This is a genomic window from Pedobacter sp. BAL39 (assembly GCF_000170795.1).
In the GTDB taxonomy this organism is placed as follows: Bacteria; Bacteroidota; Bacteroidia; order Sphingobacteriales; family Sphingobacteriaceae; genus Pedobacter.
This window is the reverse complement of sequence record NZ_ABCM01000019.1, coordinates 23,291-45,302: the sequence shown is the minus strand read 5'-3', so window position 1 is coordinate 45,302 and position 22,012 is coordinate 23,291. Positions and strand designations below refer to the sequence as shown.

The following is a 22,012-nucleotide window of genomic DNA, read 5'->3' as shown; positions in this document are numbered from 1 at the left end:
AATATAGGTCTAAAACAAACAATAGCAATACTAAATGAAGCGCCTGAACGCTCTTAAACTTATCACATTGGCATTAATTGCGCTGTTTACCCAAAATTCCTGCAAAGTAGGAAGATTCGTAGTGTACAATTATGCCGACATCGACGACCATAAAAAATTCCCTGCAAGAAACATCGAAACAGGAACGACTAAATTCATCTTTCCTGTTGCTGAAACCGGCAAAGAGCCTAAGGAGCTGCATCTGAAGGACAAGAGTCATCCTTTTGAGCAATACTTAGAAGACAATAAAACGGTAGCATTCCTTATTATCAAGAACGATACCGTACAATACGAGAAATATTGGGACAAATACGATGCAAGCTCGACAGTGCCGTCATTTTCTATGGCAAAGTCTATAACCGGCCACGTTCTATTACGTCACCAATCTGCGGAAGGCAATCAAGAAAATGAAGCTGAAATCAGAACCCGGAGAAAAGTTTGAATACTTAAGTGGGAACACGCAACTGCTCGGCTTGGTTTTGGAACGAGCGTTAAAAGACAAAACGATTACGGCCTATCTTGAAGAGCGAATATGGAAGCCACTTGAAATGGAATATGATGGTAGCTGGAGCCTGGACAGGAAGAAAGACGGATTAGAAAAAACCTTTTGCTGTATCAATGCAAGAGCAAGGGATTATGCTAAGATAGGAAGGCTCTATCTGAACAAAGGAAAATGGAACGGCAAGCAAATCGTTTCGGAAGAATGGGTAACAAAATCGACCAAAATAGATACCACAAACGGAAGTGCAAGCTACTATCAATACCAATGGTGACTACCCACACAAACAGGCGATTTTATGGCGCAGGGTATTTTAGGACAATACATTTATGTGCATCCCCATAAAAACCTGATCATCGTAAGGCTTGGTAAAAGTCAAGGAAAAGCCGACTGGTGGGAAATATTGTCGGGCTTGGGGCAGGCGTATTAAAAACATTTCCGGGCAACTCATCATCCCAATAGCGTGTTGTTTTCTGTAAATTAAACCTGACATGGAAAATATACATAGATCTTTAACCATTTCTTGAAGAAACTTCAAAACTCATTTCCATTCATAAGATGCAAGCCTTACGATCAATTCCAGGCTTAAATCTGATAGTGCAAAAGATTGCCGGAGTTTTTCACGGGTGATCTGACAACCAATGGTCAGGTCGCTATGATTCCAGTTTTCAAATGCCGTTGCCATCTCCCAAATGGTTTTGAAAGTATCTTTATCTTGTTTTCTGAGCTTTTCAGAGTTTGAAATGGCATTTATAAGGGCTGATGAAAAGTTGACACCTTTATGTTGAGCAATAAAAAGATCTAACTGGGTGATGTGATTTGCAGGATTGCTAGGGTCCTTAGGAGAAAGCATATGTATTTATGATTTAAAGTCTTTTTTAAATTCTACCCGATAGGCAACACCATTTTCAGAGCCTAAATTCGTAATGGACGTAGGGCCTTCAGGATTAACGAACTGGCCAATATTTACAGGCATCTCTTTAATTAAAATGCTATCTGATTTTATCAGGTTATCATTCTTGTCTCTTACATAGTTATTTATCTGACAGGGAACAATTGGCTTTGCAATCCACATTATGCTTTTCCATTTGTGGGTATGAACTGGTTCTGAACTTTTCCCGTCGAGAATTACAGCTAAAATTCTGATGTTGTCGTCTTCATAAACCACCTTGTGATGATCCGGCGCGGCTTTTAATGCATCCAGGCTATCTGGCCAAAGCCAATTTTCAGAAGAAGAAGAGCTGTCAGTCTTTGTCGATTGCGTTTTGCTTTTCTGTTGCTTAGTCCTGCCCAAATAAGTTGTCAGACCCAAGCATAACATGGCTCCAGCAATAAGTCCGATAAGTAATTGTCCAAATTTCATATGATGGTATTTAAGTCTGTGGGATTATATACATATCGTGTCAAAACATCCGAAAGCGCTTTTATCCTAAGCTACAATTCAGTCCAAAAGTTATAAATTGACCAGTACGTGAATATACGATTTAAGTTTAATGATCACATTTTTTCTGAGTGAGTCAGACTGCTGCCTTATTTTTTTAGATTGTCGGGCAATTCATCATAATAATGGCATCGCCCTGAAAATGTTTGGCATATTCCCGCGAATAGTTGTGCGTAGCAGGCGAATATGGATCCTGCCGGAAGCTGACCTGGAAGATGGTTATCTTAGGCACTGTGTATGATTGTCACCCAGTTCGGGCACGTGTGTTGATCGCCGAATGTTTTGGGTAATCTATACGTTTAATGCATTTGGCTGATGTGTTTTGGATAAAAAGCTACTTTTGTGAACTGGAATACCGGCTGATTTAGAAACTTTAATGAACTATAGAAGATTACTGGATACGAAGATTTGTTGGCAAATAATTATTTGCTTTGTTTTTTTTATGCTCTGCCAGTCCTGCCAGACTGAACCCGAGCAGCACACACAGCGTCAAGGGAAAATACTGCTGGATACTGCGGTTACAAACATCATTCGGTTGAGGCCGATTCAATCTGCAAAATTATGGTCTGAAAAAGCTGATCAGCTGCTGGCTAAATACGAGCTGCAACCTGATTATAAAGATAACTTTAGTTACTGCGTGCTGAAGGTTTTCAAAGGGGGCGATAAAAAGGCTGATCCCGGGGTTAACCTTCAGGGATTCAAGGTTTCAAAAACACAAAAGGAAGAGTGGTCTTTACAGCAATTTTTAATCTTAAAGGCAAAGATTCAGTTTGCAGATATCAATACCGGAGGCGTACTACAAGATTTCATCAGAGTCAGAAATGAGGTGGAGCGTCTAAACTCCTCATTCATATACCTGTATGACGATAAACTGGCGATGATCTATTACCGGAACGGTGATCCGGAAAATTCACTCAGGTATACAGAGCAGTTTAAGATGCACTACCCGTATGCTGGTCATGTCCGCTTTAAGCAATTGTATTATGACATACGTTTTATGCTTGCACTTAAGATGGGGGCAAAGGCATATACTAAAAGGTATCTGGACAGCTGTCAAACGCTGGCAGTAAGCATCAAAGATACGCTCGCCATCATGCGCTCCTATGAGTTTGAAGCACAGTGGCTTATTGAAAATGGTCAGACGGCTGAGGCAGTGGAAAAACAACGCATGTACTTTAATTACCAGAAGCACCATGATCACCTTCAGTTCGATTTATTCAATAATATGGCTCAGGTGTTCATTAAAAACAAACAGCCGGATTCGGCAATTGCCTACTTGCAGGAAGGGCTGAAATGGGAGGACGCCAAAGCTAAAAGGGCGATCGACCGTACCCGGCTTTTTGACAATTTAAGTGATGCCTATGTGCTCAAAGGCGATTACAGGAATGCTTATAAGGCGAAGGACGGGCAGCTTGAGTCCTACAGGCTGGGGATGGAAATGATGCAGAAAGAAACCATTGCAGACCTGGAGAAAAAATATGAAGCTAAGAAGAAGGACCAGTTTATCGGGACCTTAAAGGCAAACAATGCCCTGAATGAAAAGCTGATGGTCCAACAGCGCTGGATCTTTGTAATTCTTATTTTATTTGCAGTTTTCGTTCTGATCGTGGTGTTAAAAATGACAAAACAAAAGCTGCTGAAGGCGGAAAATGATCAGCTTCTGATGAAGAACAAACAGCTTTTATTGGAACAGAAATTCCGTCAGAATCAGCTCAATCCGCATTTTATTTACAATACGATATCCAATCTTCAAGGGCTCATCAGCGACAATAAAAAGGAGGAGGCCAATCGGTATTTGGTCCGGATGACCAGGGTGATCAGAGATATGCTGGAGTTAAACAGGAATGATTTCATCACGCTGGATCAGGAGGTTAAAAGCCTCGAGAATTATGTTGCCCTGCAGCAGATGCGTTATAACGGTACCTTTGATGTAAATATTGATACCGGGGTTCTGGATCTGGAAAACGTACTGATCCCGCCAATGCTGATACAGCCCTTCGTGGAGAATGCCATCGAACATGGGCTTAAGAACATCAGCCATAAGGGGAAACTGGAAATCTCATTCTGGGAAAAAGAGCAATTGCTGCATATTGAGGTGACTGACAATGGAACAGGATATAAAGAAGCAAACCACATGAACAAAAATAAAGTATCGATCTCCCAGCAGCTGACCGAAGAAAGAATAGCGCTGTTGTTCACCGATGAAGCTAAGCCAGCCGGCATGCGCATACAACCAAACATTAATCCCGACGGCAGCGGTTACAAAGTCGAGGTATTTATTCCATTGCAGTTGAATTTTGATTAAATAGAGCATGCTGAAAGTATATATTCTTGAAGACGAGCTGAATATCGCCCGTTATTTATGGTCAATCCTGGAGAACATTCCCTATGTTACACCTCTTGGCCATTCTGTAGAAATCGAAAAGGGTAGACATGACATCGAGCAGATGATGCCCGATGTGATCCTGGCAGATATTCAGTTGAAAGATGGCTTAAGTCTTGAATTGCTGTCCAACCTGAAGATCGATGTCAGCATCATATTCATTACCGCCTATGATCAGTATGCCATAGAGGCCCTTAACCTCGGGGCTATAGGGTATTTGGTGAAGCCGATAGAACCCCAGCAGCTTACAGAAGTTATTGAAAAATGCTATCGTAAATCCAGCGACTTTAAAATCAACCAAACGCAGCTGCAGATTGCCGGCGAACACATCAGGCATCCTTCAAAAGTGCGGAGGATTGCACTCAAGACTTTTGAGTTTACGCAGATTGTGGATGTTGATGACATCCTGTATTGCTTTAGCGACAGGGGATATACGACCTTCTTTCTGAAGGATGATGTCAGTCTGATGGTGTCCAAAGTCATCAAACATTACGAGGCTATGCTCCCTGATACGCAGTTTATCCGATGTCATCAGTCTTATCTGATCAATTCACAATATATCCATAAATATTATAAAGATGGACAGATTGAAATGAAGGATGGTAAGATGATTCCAGTGTCGAGCCGTAAGCGTGAGACCATCCTTCAATTCATAGATGGATTGTGCTGATTTTATAAACGAAACGACTGATGACTAAATTCCCATCTTATATACAGCCCGATTCAAAGGATTGTGGCCCTACCTGTCTCCGTATCATCAGCAAATATTATGGTAAGGTGATATCCCTGCAAAGTCTGCGTCATCTGACCGAGACTACAAGGGAAGGATCAAGGTTAACAGGGCTGAGCCGGGCGGCGGAATCTGTTGGCTTTAAAGCACTTTCGGTAAAAATTGATTTCAAGACGCTTTTTGAGGATGCCCCAATGCCCTGCATCCTCTTCTGGATGAACCAACATTACGTTGTACTGTATAAGATCACCAAACGGGGAGACGACTATAAGATCTATATTTCAGACCCTAGTTTTGGCTTGCTGACCTACAGCAAACAGGAGTTTCTGGACTGCTGGATTGGTAAAGGAGCAAGTCAGGATACCCGTGAAGGCATCGTGATGCTGCTGGAAACCACTCCCAATTTTCATCAGCAGGAGGATGATGCAGAAAATAAATACTCTATTTATAATTATTTACGGCATTACCTGGGCAAGTACAGGAAGTTTGTACTGCAATTGATCGCTGGTTTGCTGGGCGGTAGTTTGCTGGCCTTGGTTTTTCCCTTTCTGACGCAGAGCATCGTCGACATCGGCATTCAAAACCAGGACTTGCAGTTCATCTACCTGATACTTTTCGCTCAGATCATGTTGTACTTAGGCCAAACAGGTATTGAAGTTATACGCGCCTGGATTCTGCTGCATCTTTCATCCCGCATCAACATATCAATTGTATCTGACTTTTTTATCAAGCTGATGCGTCTGCCGATACGCTTTTTTGATACCAGGGTAACGGCTGATATCATGCAGCGCATTTCTGACCATTCCCGTATCGAACAGTTACTGACCACAAACTCGCTGCAGACGTTATTTTCCCTGATCAATTTCGTAGTTTTTGGTGCCGTACTTCTTTTTTATAACTATAAGTTATTTCTGATCTTTTTTGTCGGCGCACTTTGTTATGTTGCCTGGATCATATTTTTCCTGAAGAAAAGAAGGACTCTCGACTACAAGCAGTTTTCCCAGCTTGCCGAAGAACAGGGGCAGGTGATGGAACTGATCAACGGCATGCAGGAAATAAAGGTTAACAATGCTGAAAACTACAAAAGATGGCAATGGGAAGGCACTCAGATCAAGGTATTCCGCATCAAGATCAAGGCGCTGAAGCTGGAACAGGTACAGACGATTGGTGGGAATGTCATCAGCCAGTTTAAAGACATCCTGATCAGTTTTGTTGCGGCAAGCCTGGTGGTGGATGGCAGCCTTACCCTGGGGATGATGCTGTCCGTTCAATATATTATAGGTCAGTTGAATTCCCCGCTTATACAGCTGGTCAACTTCATACGGCAGTCGCAGGACGCCAAGATAGCACTGGAGAGATTAAATGAAATCCATGAAAAAGAAGACGAGGAAAGTTTCGACAGCGCGCTGTTGACTGAGCTGCCTTCAGGTGACATGCAGCTGACTGACGTGTCTTTCCGTTATACAGGTGCTGAATTGCCCGTATTTGAGCACCTGAACTTAACCATCCCTTATCAAAAGACAACGGCCATTGTAGGGGCGAGTGGCAGCGGGAAGACCACACTCCTTAAGCTGCTGACGAAGTTTTACGATTCGGAAGGTGGTAGTGTGAAGATTGGATCTGTCGACCTCAAAAATGTATCCGTTCACACCTGGAGAAAAAACTTTGGGGTGGTGATGCAGGACGGTTATATCTTTAATGAAAGTGTGGCCGGCAATATTGCGTTTGGAGAGGACTATGTTGACAGGGATAAGCTCAGGCAGGCCGTTGAGCTTGCGGACATCAAGGATTTTATAGAATCGCTGCCACTCAGTTATAATACGAAGATCGGTTATGAGGGGATGGGCTTAAGCGGTGGGCAACGTCAGCGCATGCTGATCGCCAGGGCCATTTATAAATCGCCTGGCTTTTTGTTTTTTGATGAGGCTACCAGTGCCCTGGATGCCAATACCGAGAAAAAAATTACAGATAACCTGAACCAATTTTTGGTAGGAAAAACTGCTGTAATCATCGCTCACCGTCTTTCAACGGTTAAAAATGCAGATAAAATAATTGTTTTGGAGAAGGGAAAGGTGGTTGAGGAGGGGACCCACGATGCGCTTGTTGCGCGCAAGGGAGAATACTATCGTTTGGTAAAAAATCAATTGGAACTTGGAAACTAAAAGGAATAAACTTGATCATATTCATCTGCGATCAGAGCAGGTGAATGAAGTATTGGAAAGCCCGCCACGCTGGCTGATACGCTGGGGAAGCACGGTCATTTGTTTGCTCATCGTGATGTTGTTTGTTATGGCCTGCCTGATCAGGTACCCGGAGTTTGTGGATGCGCCTATTGTGATCAGCTCACAAAATCCGCCGGAGAAACTGGAAGCGACGATCAACTCCAAAATTGAAAAGATATTTGTTTCAGATCAGGCTGCGGTAAAGAAAGATCAGGTGATACTGCTGCTGGAGTCCAACGCAGATTATAAAGATGTAATGCAGCTGAAGGCGATGGTGGATGACCTGACTGAGGATAAGTTGCTTCATTTTCCGCTAGAGGCAGCCACTAGGTTTAAGTTGGGAGAGGTTCAGGACGATTATACTGCTTTCGCAAAAGCGATACAGGATGAATTGCTTTTTTCTACCTTAAAGCCTTACGATGCGGAAGGAGTTTTAGCCGGACGGAATATCCGTGATTATCAGCATAGGATCGTGATCATGAAGCAACAATATGCGCTGGAAGGAAACAAACTCGAGTTGACTGAAACAAATTATAAACGTTCTGAACTTCTCAAAACAAAGGGGGTGATCTCCACGCTGGAACTGGAAAATGAGAAAATGAAACTGCTGGAGCAAAGAAAAAATTACAAGAACATCCAGCTGTCACTGGCCCAGCTGGAAGAAAGTATTTTGACTTTCAAAAACCAGCAGACGAACGTAACGATCAATAAATCCAAGGACCGGACAAACTTTTCAACCGGAAGCCTGCTGATGCTTGAAAAGTTACGTAAGTCCATTCACCAGTGGGAGCGGGCATATCTTATCAAATCATCCATAAATGGAAAAGTGAGTTATCTGAAGTTCCTTGCTGCCAATCAGTTTGTGAAGGCTGGAACGGTACTTTTGAGTATCCTGCCAGATGACAGGTCCAGAATCGTCGGTCAGATGCATATTGCTGCACAGAACCAGGGAAAGATAAAGCCTGATCAGAATGTGCTGATTAAACTGGATAACTACAGGTATCAGGAGTTCGGTATGGCTAAAGGGGTTGTGAAGTCGCTGTCCTTTACCCCGGACGAAGATGGCAAGTATTATTTGGAAGTTACGCTGCAGGCCGGTTTAAAAACTTCCTATGGGAAGCAGATATCCTTTGATAAAGAATTGACGGGACAAGCATCTATTGTGACAGAAAAAATGAGCCTGGCAGCAAGGATCATGAATCAATTGAGAAGTGCGTTCAGATATCAGCAGAACTGATAAAAAGCGTGTCAAATAAAATGTCCTGTCAGATGTATACATCTGACAGGACAGGATCAGCAAATACTACAAATAGCTGCTTGTGTACACCCAGTTATGCTCTGGCAAAATATAGGTAGATGCATAATGTGTTCCTGCGATATACCAGTGGAAGGTACCACCAGTTTCGCCACCCTGTACGGGTTCGAAAGTAAATGTGATAGGGCCTAGTGGGTTGAAGCCGCCAGCAACACCCTGTGCTTCGCCTTGATCCAAAGCGAATTTCGATAAGTTGTCAATTGATTTCATAGATTTAAATTTTAATGAATTTAACAACTTAAGAGGAATACATTTCGCCTGTATGGATATTAGCATACAGCCAGCTTATATTTGGGGGCTGCGGATTAATTTGCGATTGAGTATGAACAATGAGTAGCAGGAAGTAAAGCCTGGCGAATTATCATGCTGTGCGATGACTCCTGTCGACTAATTGCAAATGGTGGCTTCAAATACACCTTCAAGGTCGCTGTTGGTCGTTGGCGAGCTTACTTTCATATAACCTTTGATGGTATTTCCGGAAATGGAGGTAATCTCAAAGAGATTCCCATCGGTAAACATGATGTAATCGCTGTTCGCTGGGTCGGATAAAATGGCATAATGTTCAGAAAATTTTCCAATTTTTCTTGGCGTTCGGATGATGATGTGAAAATTCTCATCAGCAGTTCCGCATCCGTAGTTTTTTCCGGAGGATAAAAAGATCTCATAGCCTTCTTCCTGATAATAATCTACGCGTTTATTGGCCTTGCAGGAAGCTATCGTATAACTTTTTCCATATAACTTACCTGAAACCGGTAAAGTAGATCGTGCTGGTGGTTCTGGTTCATTGTGTTTTTTCTTGCAGGAGAGGATCAACGCTGCGATTAGGATCAGGAAAATAGTTTTCAAGAGATTCATGTGTTGTGATTTTTATTTTTATTCGGTAGATGATCTGAGGATTCAATTGGATTTTAAACAAGAAAATTGGCTTTGTGTTTTTATTAAACTTCATTTGGCTGGCTTGGGTATTAGCCATAGGTCACAGACATTTCGTCGGTTCTTAATGGTTGTAGCTTTGCTGTACGGCAGGAATTAGTTTTTGCTTTTTGCATATTGACTCTTTGATTTGATATCAACTCCGTTGTTCGCTCGTACTGCTCTCTTTGTGGTGTATCAGTAATCAATTTTTGATGGCACTTCTTTAGGGATTATGTTTGCTGCGGAGCTGAATGTCGAGATTTGTGATCTCATTTTTATGCAGAGAAGGCGTTTTTATCTCAGCGCAGAGTTTGTTAATGCGTTCAGCGATGTAGAGTTTACTGCTGTGCTCCGACGGACTGCCCATTGGAATAATGGACGTCCTGCTACACAAGTAGAACCCTGTTTTCGTCCCTTATTTTGTTTGAATAAATAGTACATTAGTTTTTGTTACTCGTTAGACCCTGTTGACGCAATTCACCAAATACCCCAATAAGCTATGATACAAACTTCTACATTAGTTTTCACAGACTCGAAAAAACATCTCCTCATATTAGATGCTTTACGGGGGGTAGCTGCTGTCATGGTTATTACAATGCACACATTTGAGTTATTCTGCGAAGGCAATTACCATAAATTATTTATCAATCATGGCTATTTAGCTGTTGACTTTTTCTTTATGCTTTCTGGCTATGTCATGGCTCATGCTTATGATGATCGCTGGGACAAAATGAATGTTCTTGATTTTTTTAAACGAAGGTTAATACGATTACATCCACTCATTATTTTGGGAATGACTTTGGGTGCCTTACTTTTCTATTTTCAGGAATCATCCGTATTCCCGAAAGTAGCCGATACTTCTTTTGGGCAGTTGCTCCTGGTAATGGTTATTGGATATACATTGATTCCGATATCGCCATCGATGGATGTGAGGGGTTGGAATGAAATGCATCCGCTTAATGGCCCCGCGTGGTCACTGTTTTTCGAATATGTGGCAAACATCTTACACGTATTTATCTTAAGAAGACTACCTAATTTAGTACTATCCTTATTCGTATTCGTAGCGGCGGCAGGGTTGTTTTACTTAGCAATGACCAGACCGTCAGGTGATTTGATTGGCGGGTGGTCACTTGAGCCTGAACAACTACAAATAGGTTTCACACGTCTTTTGTTCCCTTATATGGCCGGCATGCTACTTCGTAGGATTGTTGCTATTAAGAAGGGAAAACGAACATTTTTGTTCACCACATTATTATTAGTTTTAGTATTAAGTTTCCCAAGAGTCGGCGGCCAAGAAGATGTCTGGTTAAATGGATTATATGAATCTTTAATCATTGTAATCGTCTTTCCTATAATAATATACCTCGGCGCTATTGGAGAAGTTCAAGGGAAATCAAGTCAAATGCTTTGCAGATTTCTGGGTGACATATCTTATCCACTTTATATCACGCATTTCCCTTTTGTTTGCGTGTATTATGCTTGGGTTACAAACAACAAAATAGCCGTCACACAAGGTGCTCCAGTTGGCGTTTTATTGATATTACTGTCAATTGTCATAGCTTATGTATCATTGAAACTATACGATTTGCCGATTAGAAGACGGTTAGTAAAGCGGTTTATATACTCCAAAAATTAGAACTTTCACTGACAAGATCCTTGTAAAAGCAGCATTTACATGTAATTTCCGGCAGATGAAAGTGTTTTTGATCGCTCTATCAAATGATTCCATTAAAATCACCGGTTACAATTCCCGTTTTAGGTGGGCTTTGCGGGACAGGTGAATTGCTTGGCTTAGACCAGTCCGAATTTGCTTCGATCAGCTCCTTGAATGCGTTGGTTAATGTCATAATGTAATTTTAAATTGGGGGAATATATTTTCCTTTTCTGGATAGTCAGGGGCTCCTGCTTGCTCTTGATCAGGGATACTGAACCAAAAGGTCGTTCCTTTACCAATTTCGCTTTTAATCCCCATTTCTCTGTTGTGAAGCTGATGAACTCTGCTTAAATGTAGAGCCCCAAGCCAAGGCCAGATGTAGTATTGTTGTCTTTTGCTAGTCTGAAATACCGGTCAAATAGATGAGCTCGGTCTGCGGCCGCGATGCCTTTGCCAAAGTCGCTTACGGAAACGGTTGTGTTTCCTTCACCGTGTTTTTATTGTAAATGGCAATTTCAGGAGAACACAACAGGCAATAAACTTGATATTTCTTGTTGGTTTATTGCAGGAAATTTGAAGGCAAAACAATACTTTTAAATGGCTTAAAGAACAAAAAATTTTATCACACCAGAGAAGGACAAATTGCAAAAAATCTTACCTTTAATACCTCTAGGTACAATCAAGTCAAAATTTACATCATGAACATAAAGTATGCGCATACCAACATTATAACAAAGGATTGGAAGGAACTTGCACGTTTCTATGAAATCGTGTTTAATTGCATAGCGATTCCACCTATACGAAACTATCAAGGGGAGTGGCTTGAAAAAGGCACCGGCGTCTTTAACGCGAATTTACAAGGGGTACAATTACGGCTACCTGGCTATGGGGATAATGGACCGACATTAGAAATCTATCAGTATTCAGAAATGATTAATGCTGAAAGACACTTAGCTAATCAAAAAGGATTTGGACATATCGCATTTAAGGTAGAGGATATTGCGGGGGTTTTAGCAATAGCATTAAAGAATGGAGCATCGAAAATTGGAGAGCTAAGCGAACATCATTTTGATAATAGCGGTGTATTTAGGTTTATTTACATCTCAGACCCGGACGGAAATATAATAGAACTCCTAAACTGGAGTTGATATTAATTTCGCAAACTTAGAAATTTGAAATCGAACGCTTTTTGGTTAGAAATCTTCAGCCATCTTGCGGCCTAAATATCATAATTATTGGAGAGATTTCGAGCTGAAATTTCAATAGAATGCTTTAAGACTAGGCATTTTATTTTAAAACCTGCTATTTATTAATTCCTGAAATGCCTGGTTGCTTAGAAATTGGTAAAGTCAGAAGTAGCTACCTGAAGAATATTGAACTAAAGACACTTTGCTAATTTAATTTTCCTTTACTTAAAGCTGAAGACACCCAATGAGCTAAGTAATTTCCTTAGTGGAATATCAATATTCCACCATTTAATGGTAGGAGTTTACCATAAACATACATGCCACTTCATTTTTGAGGGTGGCTTTTTTTATACATATCGGATGAACGTTGTGGTCATTGTTGTTATATCGTTCAGCTGTGTGATAATCTTATAGATCTGTCATTTTTATCTCCCTAAAGAAAGCCGCCTGATCCGGACTTTAATGATTTTAGATTAAAACACAAAAGCCCCACATTTCTGTGAGGCTTTCTGTGATCCCGCTGGGATTCGAACCCAGGACCACTACATTAAAAGTGTAATGCTCTACCAGCTGAGCTACGGAATCATCTTCTTGTTTGAAGGAGTGCAAAGATATAAATTATTGCCTAATTTCAATAATTGATGCTTAAAAAAAGCGAAAAATATTGATTAAAAACTCTAACCAATTGATTACTAAAGAAAAAAAATCTGCCTTAAATTGAGGTTAAAAGGAACATCCTAATTTTTTATTGCCTATTTCTGCCTGAGTCTGCCGGAATATGCTTTACTTCGAATAGGAATCGACGATCAGACAGCATACTCATGCCTCATCGTAGTCACAGGAAATTTTTAAAACCATTATAGTTATCAATGAGATATTTATTCGTTCTTCTTTTCATCATTAGCATGAGCACTTCTGCGCAAAACTTTAATGCTGATATCATTTCGCATCGCGAGCATTATAAAAAAGAGTTTCTCGAAGATAAGCGCTCGCCGCTTAAGGGAGATCAATTGAAAGATCTCGATTTTTTTGCTCCTGACAGCAACTATCGGATTGATGTAAGGGTAGAGATGTTGATGGGAGAGCAATCCTTTATGATACCCACCTTTAGTGGTACTTCAAAAGAATACATCAGGTATGCAGTTCTCCATTGCAAAATCGGTGACGTACCTACAAATCTGACAGTTTACAAAAATATCGCGTTATCTAAACAATTGGAGTACCGGGATTACCTGTTTTTGCCATTTACAGACTTTACCAACGGAAAAGAAAGTTACAGCGGAGGCCGTTACCTGGATTTGAAAACAGGCGACCTGGAAGGCGGTAATGCGAAAATTGATTTCAATAAGGCTTACAATCCATACTGTGCTTATAGCGACGGTTACCAATGCCCCAAACCACCGGCAGAAAATCAACTTCAGCTGTGCATACTGGCAGGCGAACGGAATTATAAAGGAAAAAAAACACACTAAATAGTAAATAAACAACTCGTACATTCTAAAACTCAGATACGCTGCTCAATGAATATTTTTCTAAAAATAATCCTGGCTCTTTTTATCTTCTTTATCATCCTTTTCGCTGGTATTGCTATCACCATCGTCATGTCATTAGACGGAGCCTCCGAGTTGTCTAAGGGCACCGCAATTGCGTTGGCGATACTTACTGAGATCATGGTCATGCTGATCATTTTCAACGTGGAAGACAGGAAGCTGCTTTATAAAGTTACAGCTGTGATATATGGTATCTGCGCATCAATCTATCTCGGACAATGGGCCAATGATTACTTGGAATCGAAGATTGCCGTGGTGAAGGATACCATCAATTTGGAACAGTACGGACCTTTTGCACGTCCAACTAAAGCCGTCTCCTTAAATAAGGCAAGCGAAGTTAAGATAGCCGGTGATTTACCTGTACTTGATGGCGCCACCGCACTTTACCCGCTGTATTCCGCTTTTGCTAAGGCAACCTATCCACAGAAACACTATGATGTTGACAAAAGCGAGGTCATGTGTACTAATACCATCAGTGCCTACCAGTCATTGGTCGATGGAACGGTTGATGTCATTTTTGTCGCCCGTCCTTCCCAGGAGCAGCTTGACTACGCGAAAGAGAGAGGAGTGGAGCTGTTCCTGACGGCCATTGGTAGGGAAGCTTTTGTATTTTTTGTCAATTCAAAGAACGAGGTGTCATCGCTCAGTATAGCGCAGATCAGAAGGATTTATGCCGGGGAAATCACCAATTGGAAAACCGTCGGTGGTTCATCGTCCGACATTAAAGCTTTTCAGCGTCCGGAGGGCAGCGGCAGTCAGACCATGTTAGAGCACAATATGGGAGGCTACCGACTGATGAACCCTCCCGGAAATCAGCGTGTACAAATGATGGGTGGAATCATTAGGGAAACGGCTGAGTATAAGAATTTCAAAAGTGCGCTTGGATATTCCTTTTTGTATTTTGCCACGGAAATGGTGAAAAACAAGGAGATAAAAATTCTGGGCATTGACGGCGTCGCAGCCACTAGGGCAAACATCGCAAACCGAAGTTACCCTTTAAGTACAGATTTCTATGCGGTGACCAGAAATGATTCCAGTTCATCAGAAAAAAAGACATCAATAAAAAAACTGCTAGCGTTTATCTTATCGGACGAAGGAAAAGAAATCATCGAAAAAACAGGTTATACGCCGTTATCCAGGTAAGTTGCCGTCCTAATGAACTGTTGTCGACGATTAAAATTGATTATTCCCAAAACAGGAATTCGTCAGACTTGTTGTATCGCTAAATAATTGAACAGTTTAATCATCTGCGGAGATCGTTTAGGTGTCCGCAGATTTTTTTTGACCGTTCCAGCTCAAACTTAGGCATCCCTGGATTTGTTGTTTCGATATTTAGGTCACTGAACTGAAAATAAGTCGTACGTTCCAACACATATTCCTCTTTGAGCTATTGAGCATTTGAAATGATCAAAGTGTGTATTCATGATCATAACTTCATGTAAAATTGACAATAAGTCCCTTTTCCTGTCTCAGATATGTTTAAACTGCGATTTTTTGCATTTCAAACACCTCTTTTCTGATGCTGTTTTTTAGAGAAACGAGTGCTTTGTAACGAATATATTATGGTTTTGGCATAAAATATGCTTATTAGGAGTACATGCTAAGCTTTAAAAAGCTATTTGTTTAAACGAAATCCCTATTTGTAACGAATGATATCATTTTTCAAGAAAAAAGCACAGGTTTCAGATATAGAATGGTTGGGGATTGATGTTCATTCTCATTTGTTACCTGGAATTGATGACGGATCCCCTGATTTGGATAAATCTTTGAGTTTGATCAGGCAGTTAAATGAATTAGGCTTTTACAAATTTCTGTGTACACCTCATATTTTTACGGAGTTGTACCCAAATAACTCCGATACCATTACATCAGCGTTGACTGATGTAAAAAATGCGATGAATTCGTCCGATTTTAATGTCGAAATCGGCGCAGCAGCAGAATATATGGTTGATGAAACATTTAAAATCAGTGATGACCTTTTGTGTTTGCCTGGAAAGCATATTTTAATTGAGATGTCCTATCTTTCTGAGACGCCTAACATCGAAGATGTAATATTTAAATTACAATTGAGCGGCTACAAAGTAATACTTGCACATCCTGAACGTTATAATTTCAATCATAAGAGTCTTGAGCGTTACCATCGCTATAAGGATCTTGGGGTAATGTTGCAGCTGAATTTGCTGTCTGTATACGGGTATTACGGGAAGGATGTGAAAGCAGCAGCGGATTATTTACTGGAACAGCAAATGTATGATCTTGCTGCAACTGATCTTCATCACGACAAACATTTGAAGACATTGACATCCGCAGTGACCAGTGGTTACCTTTATAACAAGCTGGGTAACTATAATTTTAAAAACAAGGAGCTTTTTTCCTGAGTTTAGCCAAATATACATTAGTGAAAAAGGGTGACAGACGAAGGTCGGATGTTACAGGAATATATAAATAAATAAAACGTTTTAGCAAACTGGTATTAAAGAGCTTAGTAAATAATAGATGTAGTATATAACCATTAAAAGATAACCTAATTACCGAATAAATTTAAAAACGCCTTATCTATCCCTATGAAGAGAAGTTTTAATACAAGTGAACTCAGAAAATATACATTTATATTTTGTGCTTTACTTTTCGCCTCATGTTCAACCACCAAGAAAGTTCCATACTTTCAGGATATCTCCGCTGATGAGAAGTCCCTGTTGTCAAGCACCGCTGCTTATACCGAGCCGGTTATCCAACCTGATGACATCATTTCCATTTCTGTTTTCACGATTGATCCAACGACGTCTATGGTAGTTAACCAGGTAGGAACGCAGGCCATCAGTACGGTGCCTTCGCCAATAGCAGGTGTAAACGCAACTCCTCCAACGGCTGGATTCCTGGTCGATAAAAACGGGGAGATTGATCTTTCGGTAATCGGAAGGGTAAAAATCGGAGGGCTGACCACCTATCAGGCGAGAGATCTGATCAAATTGAAGGCTTCCCTGGTTTATAAAAATCCGAATGTACAGGTCAGGTATGCCAACTTTAAGGTTACTGTTCTTGGTGAAGTAGGGCGACCTGCATCTTATGTGCTTCCAAATGAGCGTGTAAGTGTGTTGGATGCGCTGGGACTTGCCGGTGACCTCACCATCTTCGGTCGCCGTGAGAATGTGCTGCTGATCCGCGATAATGATGGCAAAAAGGAATTTGCACGTCTGAACCTGAATTCAGCGCAGATGTTCAACAGTCCTTTTTATTACCTGAAGCAAAATGATGTGATCTATGTGGAACCAAATAAAGGTAAAGCAGCCTCTTTAAACCAGGCCAGGACACAAACCTTTGCGGTTATTGGTACTGCACTTTCGGTACTCATCGTACTTTTCACAAGACTTTAATTCGTTAACCTTAGCATATTCCTATGAATACAACTGCCGAAGAAAGAATCGTCAAAAAGGATGACGGATTGGATTTTAAACAAATTTTACTTCGTTTATCACACAACTGGTACTGGATTTTGCTGTCCATCATCGTATGTCTCAGCATCTCTTACCTATACCTGAAATTTAAATCACCGAGTTATAAAATCTCCGCACGTGTATTGGTGAATGATGAAAAGAAAGGTGCTGCCGGTGGCCTGATGGCTGGTGCGGAAATGCTGGGTGACCTCAGCGGCCTCCTGGGAGCTAAAAGTACGGTCGACAATGAGGCGGAGATCCTTAAAACACGCTTTTTAATGGAGCAGGTGGTGAAGGACATGAACCTCAATATCACCTATTTCACAAAACAGAGTTTCAAAAGCACAGAACTTTATAAGTCACCATTCAACCTGAAAATCGTTACCCCCTTGGATACCATCTCCGCAACGGAAATGGAGGTGAAGCTGAACAAAAGCAACCAGCTGGCGATCAGTACGGAAGACATCGATACGGTGGTAAACTTCAATAAGCCTTTCAGGTTGCCTAAGGTAGGTGTGGTTGAATTTTCCAGAAATGCGGGGGTGCCTGAAGCAGGCAACGATTATGATGTGAACATTGTTTCTATTGATGCCAAGGTAGCCGACCTGATGGAGGTGCTTAGTGTGGAAGTCAGAAATAAACTCATCACCATCATTGATGTATCCATGATCCATCCGATTCCTAAAAAAGGAGAGGATATTCTGGCAAAACTTATTGATACCTATGTGAAAGCCAACCTGAGAGATAAAAATGAAATTGCCGACAGCACGGTCAAATTTATTCAGAACAGACTGGCCTATATCGGCGGAGAGCTGGGAGACCTTGAGGGAAACATCCAGGGCTTCAAACAGAAAAATAACCTTGCAGATATGACGGAACAGTCTAAGCTGCTGGTACAAACAAGTTCAGAATACGTTTCCGAGCTCAGCAAGATAGAGACCCAGATCAGCATCCTGAAAAGTCTTCAGCAATACATGAAAGACGACTCTAAAAATAAAAGGGTATTGCCAAGCTCGCTGATCCCCGCGGACCTGGTGTTTAGCGGTGCGGTAGAAAAATATAATGAGCTGACGCTGGAACGTGCGCGCCGGTTAATCGGTATGACAGAGGCGAATCCTTCTATTGTGTTGATCGATAAGGAGATCGCAAATGCCAGGGCGGACATCCAGGCCAACCTTTCTACAACACTGGATGGTTTTGTAATTACCAGGAATAAGTTGAACAGCCAGATCAATCAGGCGGAATCGAAGGTGCGCGACGTACCAGCAATTGAACGCAATTACCTGAACCTGGCCAGACAGCAACAAATCAAACAGGAGCTGTACATCTTCCTGATGCAGAAGAGCGAGGAGACTGCCATCTCTAAAACTTCAAATATAGCCATCTCTAAAACGATTGATCCACCGAAGTCTGAAGTACAGCCATTCAGCCCTAAAAAGCCAATGGTATATGTACTCGGTATGTTCCTGGGTTTACTCATTCCTGTTTCCTTCATTTACTTGATGGAGATCACCAATGATAAGATCCAGACGAAAGAAGATATTGAAAGGATCACCAACGTACCGGTGATCGGGGAGATCAGCCGTCATGAAGACAGCGACAGTCTTGCCGTTGCCAATAGCTCCCGTTCTGCAGTATCTGAGCAATTCAGGGCATTGCGAACGAACTTATCATTCTACATGAAGTCCTCGGATGCCAGGGTAATCCTGATGACCTCAAGCATGTCTGGCGAAGGAAAGTCCTTTGTTGCGGTCAACCTGGCCAATATCCTTGCCTTATCCAACAAGAAAGTAGTCCTGATGGAGCTGGATTTAAGAAAACCAGGCTTGTCCATCAAACTGAAAACTCCGAATGATACCGGTTTTACCAACTACATCATCAATGATGAGCTGACGGCAAAAGACATCATCAAGCCATTGAGTATTCATAAGAACCTGTCGCTGGTAAGCTCAGGTCCTGTGCCGCCGAACCCGGCGGAGATGTTGCTCAGTGACCGCACCAAAGAGTTGATCGAAGAGCTGAAGTTACAATTCGACTATGTGATCATCGATGCGCCGCCGATCGGTGTGGTTGCGGATGCTCAAATGTTATCTGCACATGCAGACGTATGTATCTATCTGGTAAGGCAGAACGTAACCTCGAAACACCAGCTGAATATCCTGGAGGAACTGCGCGCAAGCGAAAAAATTAAAGGACTGGGTATTGTGGTCAACGACATTACTGGTCGCGGATATGGCTACGGTAAAGGATATGGTTATGGCTACGGTTATGGCTCTTACGGAGAAGATGCCGCAGAAAAAAATTGGTTTAAAAAGTTATTCAAATCTTAATAATTATGTTTAAAATACTTGATTGCACCTTGCGCGATGGTGGTTATTACACCAACTGGGACTTCGACAAAACTTTAGTCCATACTTACTTAAATTCTTTGAATAACCTGCCAATTGAATACATCGAAGTTGGCTATCGCAGTATTCCTATCAAAGAATATTTTGGTAAGTATTTTTACTCGCCAGTGTATGAGCTGGAGGAAATGAAAAAGATCACCAATAAAAAGCTGGTCATCATTTTCAATGAAAAAGACATCCGCGTAGAACATGTGGAAGAGCTCCTCGGCCCGATCAAAGGAATTGTGGACATGGTGAGAATTGCCATTGATCCGCAGCACCTGGGACGTGCGCTGAAGCTGGCTGCCGAAATTAAGAAACATGGTTTCGAGGTCGGTTTTAACGTAATGTACATGTCTAAATGGAAACAATATGGTGATTTTGTTGCAGGCCTGAAAGAACTGAATGGCCTGGCTGATTATTTCTATATGGTCGACAGCTACGGTGGTGTGTTTCCGGATGATGTGAAAGAAACCATGGACCTGGTTCGCGCCAACACGGACTGTAAAATTGGATTCCATGGTCATAATAACCTGGAGATGGCCCTGATCAATTCATTGACGGCCATTGAATATGGTGCGGATATGATTGATGCGACCATTCTCGGAATGGGTAGGGGTGCCGGAAACCTGAAAACAGAACTGTTGCTGGCAGTACTGAACACAAAATACGATTGGGACATCGATTTCAATGCAATCGGTAATGCGGTTGATGCTTTTGATGGCCTGTTGAAAAAATATGAATGGGGTACCAATGTACCTTATATGATCTCCGGATCGAACTCACTTCCGCAAAAGGATGTGATGGATTGGTACACAACGCGGGTATATTCATTGAACAGTATGGTACGTGCACTGCAGAATCAGAAGAACAACATCAAGGACAATGAAGAACTGCCGACTTTCAAACCTGAAAAGTCGTATGACAAGGTCCTGATCATTGGTGGTGGACCAAACTCTGTTGAACATTCCAAGGCGATCATTGAGTTTATCAACCAGCAGGATAATCTGGCCGTAGTCCATGCGAGTTCGAAGAATGCCCTTTATTACAAAGGTGTTAACGCTGATCAGTTCTATTGCCTGGTAGGTAACGAAGGTCACCGTCTGGAGAAAGTGTTCCACGACCTTGGTGATTTTACTGGGGTGTGTATCCTTCCGCCATATCCGCGTAAGATGGGTACTTATGTGCCTGCAAAGATCCATGACCAGTGTTTTGAGCTGGAGAAGATCACCTTTACCGATGAGCTGAAGGAATCGCACAGTGTTCTTGCTCTGCAGACTGCATTGGAGCTTAAAGCATCGGAAATCTATGTCGCAGGATTTGACGGCTATCAGGAGGCGTCCATCTCCCAGCTGGAGCGTACGCTGGTAGAAGAAAATGAATTCCTTTTTGATGCGTTTGAAAAAGCTTTTGAGAAAGACCTGATCTCCCTTACGCCAACACGTTACAAAGCATTACAGTCTGGTTCTGTCTATAGTTTTATCTGCTAATGAGTTACATCGTTGTAATACCCGCCCGATATAAATCTACCCGTTTTCCGGGTAAACCGCTTACGGACATCAATGGCAAGAGCATGTTGCTCCGTACCTATGAACAGTGTATGAAAGCGGTTGATCCCAGCCTGGTTTATGTAGCTACAGAAGACCAGCGGATTGTAGACCATTGTGAATCGTTTGGCATCCAGGTGTTGTTGACCTCCGACGACTGCCTGACAGGTACGGACCGCATTGCTGAGGTGGCTGATCTGGTAAAAGCTGATTATTACATCAATGTCCAGGGGGATGAACCATTGTTCAATCCGGAGGACATCAGCAAGGTGATCTCGTTGCTGGATACCTATTCCGGTGACATTTTAAATGGTTATTGTGCCATTGATAACGACCATCAGTACCGCAGTGTATCGGTACCGAAGGTGGTGTTCAGGCCCGATGGCAGGTTGCTTTACATGTCGAGAAGCGCCATTCCCGGCAATAAGGCCGTTGCTTTTGTGAAGGCATGGCGCCAGGTCTGCATCTACGCTTTCCCGTTTGAGGCATTGAAAGCCTTTGCTGCTTCAAATGGAAAAACGCCATTGGAAGCTGAAGAAGACATTGAGATCCTGCGTTTCCTGGAACTAGGCTACGAAGTAAGGATGCTGGAATTGTCGAGTGAGTCCGTGGCAGTAGATAACCCGGAAGACCTCGGTGAGGTATTGGCCAGGCTGAATGAAGTAGAGTAAACTTAATAAAAAACAGGCAGCCGCGCCATTGTGGCTGC

At 41.9% G+C, this 22,012-nt stretch carries 20 protein-coding genes, 1 tRNA gene and 1 pseudogene; 15 read left to right on the top strand and 7 right to left on the bottom strand.

Annotation, left to right across the window (positions count from 1 at the left end; translation table 11 throughout):
• The first annotated feature begins 67 nt into the window (after positions 1-67).
• Together PBAL39_RS25625 and PBAL39_RS25620 are read left to right on the top strand one after the other, a co-directional pair.
• Positions 68-481 carry a hypothetical protein gene (locus tag PBAL39_RS25625; protein WP_198139859.1) on the top strand — a complete coding sequence of 138 codons (414 nt, stop codon included), beginning with the start codon at positions 68-70 and terminating at the stop codon, positions 479-481.
• Entirely contained in the window at positions 447-812 is a 366-nt protein-coding gene (locus tag PBAL39_RS25620; RefSeq protein ID WP_008244900.1) for a serine hydrolase, read from the top strand. The genes PBAL39_RS25625 and PBAL39_RS25620 overlap by 35 nt, the downstream gene beginning before the upstream one ends.
• Positions 813-1,079: 267 nt before the next feature.
• Here PBAL39_RS25620 and PBAL39_RS19810 read toward each other — a convergent pair whose 3' ends face one another.
• Both PBAL39_RS19810 and PBAL39_RS19805 read right to left on the bottom strand, forming a co-directional pair.
• The gene (locus PBAL39_RS19810; RefSeq protein ID WP_008244898.1) at positions 1,080-1,391 is read right to left on the bottom strand and encodes a hypothetical protein; all 312 of its coding nucleotides are present in this window, start codon (positions 1,389-1,391) and stop codon (positions 1,080-1,082) included.
• Between the two features lie 6 nt (positions 1,392-1,397).
• A complete protein-coding gene (locus tag PBAL39_RS19805; RefSeq protein ID WP_008244897.1) occupies positions 1,398-1,901 on the bottom strand; it encodes a hypothetical protein in 504 nt (167 codons plus the stop codon).
• A gap of 613 nt (positions 1,902-2,514) precedes the next feature.
• On the opposite strand from PBAL39_RS19805, the gene PBAL39_RS19800 reads away from it, so the two are divergent.
• From PBAL39_RS19800 to PBAL39_RS19785, 4 genes are read left to right on the top strand one after another with little or no spacing between them, the layout of a single operon-like run.
• Positions 2,515-4,284, top strand: coding sequence for a histidine kinase (locus PBAL39_RS19800; protein ID WP_157274124.1), 1,770 nt, complete (start codon positions 2,515-2,517; stop codon positions 4,282-4,284).
• A gap of 7 nt (positions 4,285-4,291) precedes the next feature.
• The gene (locus tag PBAL39_RS19795) at positions 4,292-5,032 is read left to right on the top strand and encodes a LytTR family DNA-binding domain-containing protein (RefSeq protein ID WP_008244895.1); all 741 of its coding nucleotides are present in this window, start codon (positions 4,292-4,294) and stop codon (positions 5,030-5,032) included.
• Positions 5,033-5,052: 20 nt separating this feature from the next.
• Positions 5,053-7,254 (top strand): peptidase domain-containing ABC transporter, encoded by a 2,202-nt coding sequence (locus PBAL39_RS19790; protein WP_008244894.1) that lies wholly within the window; start codon positions 5,053-5,055, stop codon positions 7,252-7,254.
• Positions 7,244-8,551 carry an HlyD family efflux transporter periplasmic adaptor subunit gene (locus PBAL39_RS19785; RefSeq protein ID WP_008244893.1) on the top strand — a complete coding sequence of 436 codons (1,308 nt, stop codon included), beginning with the start codon at positions 7,244-7,246 and terminating at the stop codon, positions 8,549-8,551. Before PBAL39_RS19790 ends, PBAL39_RS19785 begins: the two co-directional genes overlap by 11 nt.
• 66 nt (positions 8,552-8,617) lie before the next feature.
• On the opposite strand, the gene PBAL39_RS19780 is transcribed toward PBAL39_RS19785, so the two are convergent.
• Both PBAL39_RS19780 and PBAL39_RS19775 read right to left on the bottom strand, forming a co-directional pair.
• On the bottom strand, positions 8,618-8,839 hold the full coding sequence (locus PBAL39_RS19780) for a hypothetical protein (RefSeq protein WP_008244891.1): 222 nt from the start codon (positions 8,837-8,839) through the stop codon (positions 8,618-8,620).
• A 177-nt stretch (positions 8,840-9,016) separates the two neighbouring features.
• Positions 9,017-9,484, bottom strand: coding sequence for a hypothetical protein (locus tag PBAL39_RS19775; RefSeq protein WP_008244889.1), 468 nt, complete (start codon positions 9,482-9,484; stop codon positions 9,017-9,019).
• A gap of 559 nt (positions 9,485-10,043) precedes the next feature.
• On the opposite strand from PBAL39_RS19775, the gene PBAL39_RS19770 reads away from it, so the two are divergent.
• Positions 10,044-11,180 carry an acyltransferase gene (locus tag PBAL39_RS19770; RefSeq protein WP_008244886.1) on the top strand — a complete coding sequence of 379 codons (1,137 nt, stop codon included), beginning with the start codon at positions 10,044-10,046 and terminating at the stop codon, positions 11,178-11,180.
• Between the two features lie 79 nt (positions 11,181-11,259).
• On the opposite strand, the gene PBAL39_RS25855 is transcribed toward PBAL39_RS19770, so the two are convergent.
• Complete coding sequence (locus PBAL39_RS25855; protein ID WP_008244884.1) at positions 11,260-11,391, bottom strand: hypothetical protein; 132 nt, start codon at positions 11,389-11,391, stop codon at positions 11,260-11,262.
• A gap of 154 nt (positions 11,392-11,545) precedes the next feature.
• Positions 11,546-11,674: pseudogene (locus tag PBAL39_RS25940) on the bottom strand (ATP-binding protein); the annotation flags it as partial.
• Between the two features lie 222 nt (positions 11,675-11,896).
• On the opposite strand from PBAL39_RS25940, the gene PBAL39_RS19765 reads away from it, so the two are divergent.
• Entirely contained in the window at positions 11,897-12,346 is a 450-nt protein-coding gene (locus PBAL39_RS19765) for a VOC family protein (protein ID WP_039867237.1), read from the top strand.
• Between the two features lie 551 nt (positions 12,347-12,897).
• Here the strand turns inward: PBAL39_RS19765 and PBAL39_RS19760 are convergent.
• A tRNA-Lys gene (locus tag PBAL39_RS19760) sits at positions 12,898-12,970 on the bottom strand.
• A 284-nt stretch (positions 12,971-13,254) separates the two neighbouring features.
• Between PBAL39_RS19760 and PBAL39_RS19755 the strand changes: the two genes are divergently transcribed.
• From PBAL39_RS19755 to PBAL39_RS19725, 7 genes are all read left to right on the top strand, one after another.
• Entirely contained in the window at positions 13,255-13,857 is a 603-nt protein-coding gene (locus PBAL39_RS19755) for a DUF1684 domain-containing protein (protein ID WP_039867213.1), read from the top strand.
• 129 nt (positions 13,858-13,986) lie between these two features.
• On the top strand, positions 13,987-15,078 hold the full coding sequence (locus tag PBAL39_RS19750) for a PstS family phosphate ABC transporter substrate-binding protein (RefSeq protein ID WP_157274123.1): 1,092 nt from the start codon (positions 13,987-13,989) through the stop codon (positions 15,076-15,078).
• A gap of 506 nt (positions 15,079-15,584) precedes the next feature.
• Positions 15,585-16,313 carry a tyrosine-protein phosphatase gene (locus PBAL39_RS19745; protein ID WP_008244871.1) on the top strand — a complete coding sequence of 243 codons (729 nt, stop codon included), beginning with the start codon at positions 15,585-15,587 and terminating at the stop codon, positions 16,311-16,313.
• 186 nt (positions 16,314-16,499) lie between these two features.
• Positions 16,500-17,309: a polysaccharide biosynthesis/export family protein gene (locus PBAL39_RS19740; RefSeq protein WP_008244869.1), complete on the top strand. Its 810-nt coding sequence runs from the start codon at positions 16,500-16,502 to the stop codon at positions 17,307-17,309.
• Between the two features lie 23 nt (positions 17,310-17,332).
• Positions 17,333-19,699, top strand: coding sequence for a tyrosine-protein kinase (locus PBAL39_RS19735; protein WP_008244868.1), 2,367 nt, complete (start codon positions 17,333-17,335; stop codon positions 19,697-19,699).
• Between the two features lie 5 nt (positions 19,700-19,704).
• Positions 19,705-21,246, top strand: coding sequence for an aldolase catalytic domain-containing protein (locus tag PBAL39_RS19730; RefSeq protein WP_008244867.1), 1,542 nt, complete (start codon positions 19,705-19,707; stop codon positions 21,244-21,246).
• Positions 21,246-21,974: a 3-deoxy-manno-octulosonate cytidylyltransferase gene (locus PBAL39_RS19725; RefSeq protein WP_008244866.1), complete on the top strand. Its 729-nt coding sequence runs from the start codon at positions 21,246-21,248 to the stop codon at positions 21,972-21,974. Before PBAL39_RS19730 ends, PBAL39_RS19725 begins: the two co-directional genes overlap by 1 nt.
• Positions 21,975-22,012 lie beyond the last annotated feature (38 nt).

Coding starts and splice junctions, on each gene's coding strand:
- PBAL39_RS25855 (WP_008244884.1), bottom strand. CDS start 11,391: ATGACATTAACCAACGCATTCAAGGAGCTGATCGAAGCAAATTCGGAC.
- PBAL39_RS19770 (WP_008244886.1), top strand. CDS start 10,044: ATGATACAAACTTCTACATTAGTTTTCACAGACTCGAAAAAACATCTC.
- PBAL39_RS19810 (WP_008244898.1), bottom strand. CDS start 1,391: ATGCTTTCTCCTAAGGACCCTAGCAATCCTGCAAATCACATCACCCAG.
- PBAL39_RS19780 (WP_008244891.1), bottom strand. CDS start 8,839: ATGAAATCAATTGACAACTTATCGAAATTCGCTTTGGATCAAGGCGAA.
- PBAL39_RS19730 (WP_008244867.1), top strand. CDS start 19,705: ATGTTTAAAATACTTGATTGCACCTTGCGCGATGGTGGTTATTACACC.
- PBAL39_RS19790 (WP_008244894.1), top strand. CDS start 5,053: ATGACTAAATTCCCATCTTATATACAGCCCGATTCAAAGGATTGTGGC.
- PBAL39_RS19750 (WP_157274123.1), top strand. CDS start 13,987: ATGTCATTAGACGGAGCCTCCGAGTTGTCTAAGGGCACCGCAATTGCG.
- PBAL39_RS19795 (WP_008244895.1), top strand. CDS start 4,292: ATGCTGAAAGTATATATTCTTGAAGACGAGCTGAATATCGCCCGTTAT.
- PBAL39_RS19735 (WP_008244868.1), top strand. CDS start 17,333: ATGAATACAACTGCCGAAGAAAGAATCGTCAAAAAGGATGACGGATTG.
- PBAL39_RS19745 (WP_008244871.1), top strand. CDS start 15,585: ATGATATCATTTTTCAAGAAAAAAGCACAGGTTTCAGATATAGAATGG.
- PBAL39_RS19725 (WP_008244866.1), top strand. CDS start 21,246: ATGAGTTACATCGTTGTAATACCCGCCCGATATAAATCTACCCGTTTT.
- PBAL39_RS25620 (WP_008244900.1), top strand. CDS start 447: ATGAAGCTGAAATCAGAACCCGGAGAAAAGTTTGAATACTTAAGTGGG.
- PBAL39_RS19740 (WP_008244869.1), top strand. CDS start 16,500: ATGAAGAGAAGTTTTAATACAAGTGAACTCAGAAAATATACATTTATA.
- PBAL39_RS19775 (WP_008244889.1), bottom strand. CDS start 9,484: ATGAATCTCTTGAAAACTATTTTCCTGATCCTAATCGCAGCGTTGATC.
- PBAL39_RS19765 (WP_039867237.1), top strand. CDS start 11,897: ATGAACATAAAGTATGCGCATACCAACATTATAACAAAGGATTGGAAG.
- PBAL39_RS19805 (WP_008244897.1), bottom strand. CDS start 1,901: ATGAAATTTGGACAATTACTTATCGGACTTATTGCTGGAGCCATGTTA.
- PBAL39_RS19755 (WP_039867213.1), top strand. CDS start 13,255: ATGAGATATTTATTCGTTCTTCTTTTCATCATTAGCATGAGCACTTCT.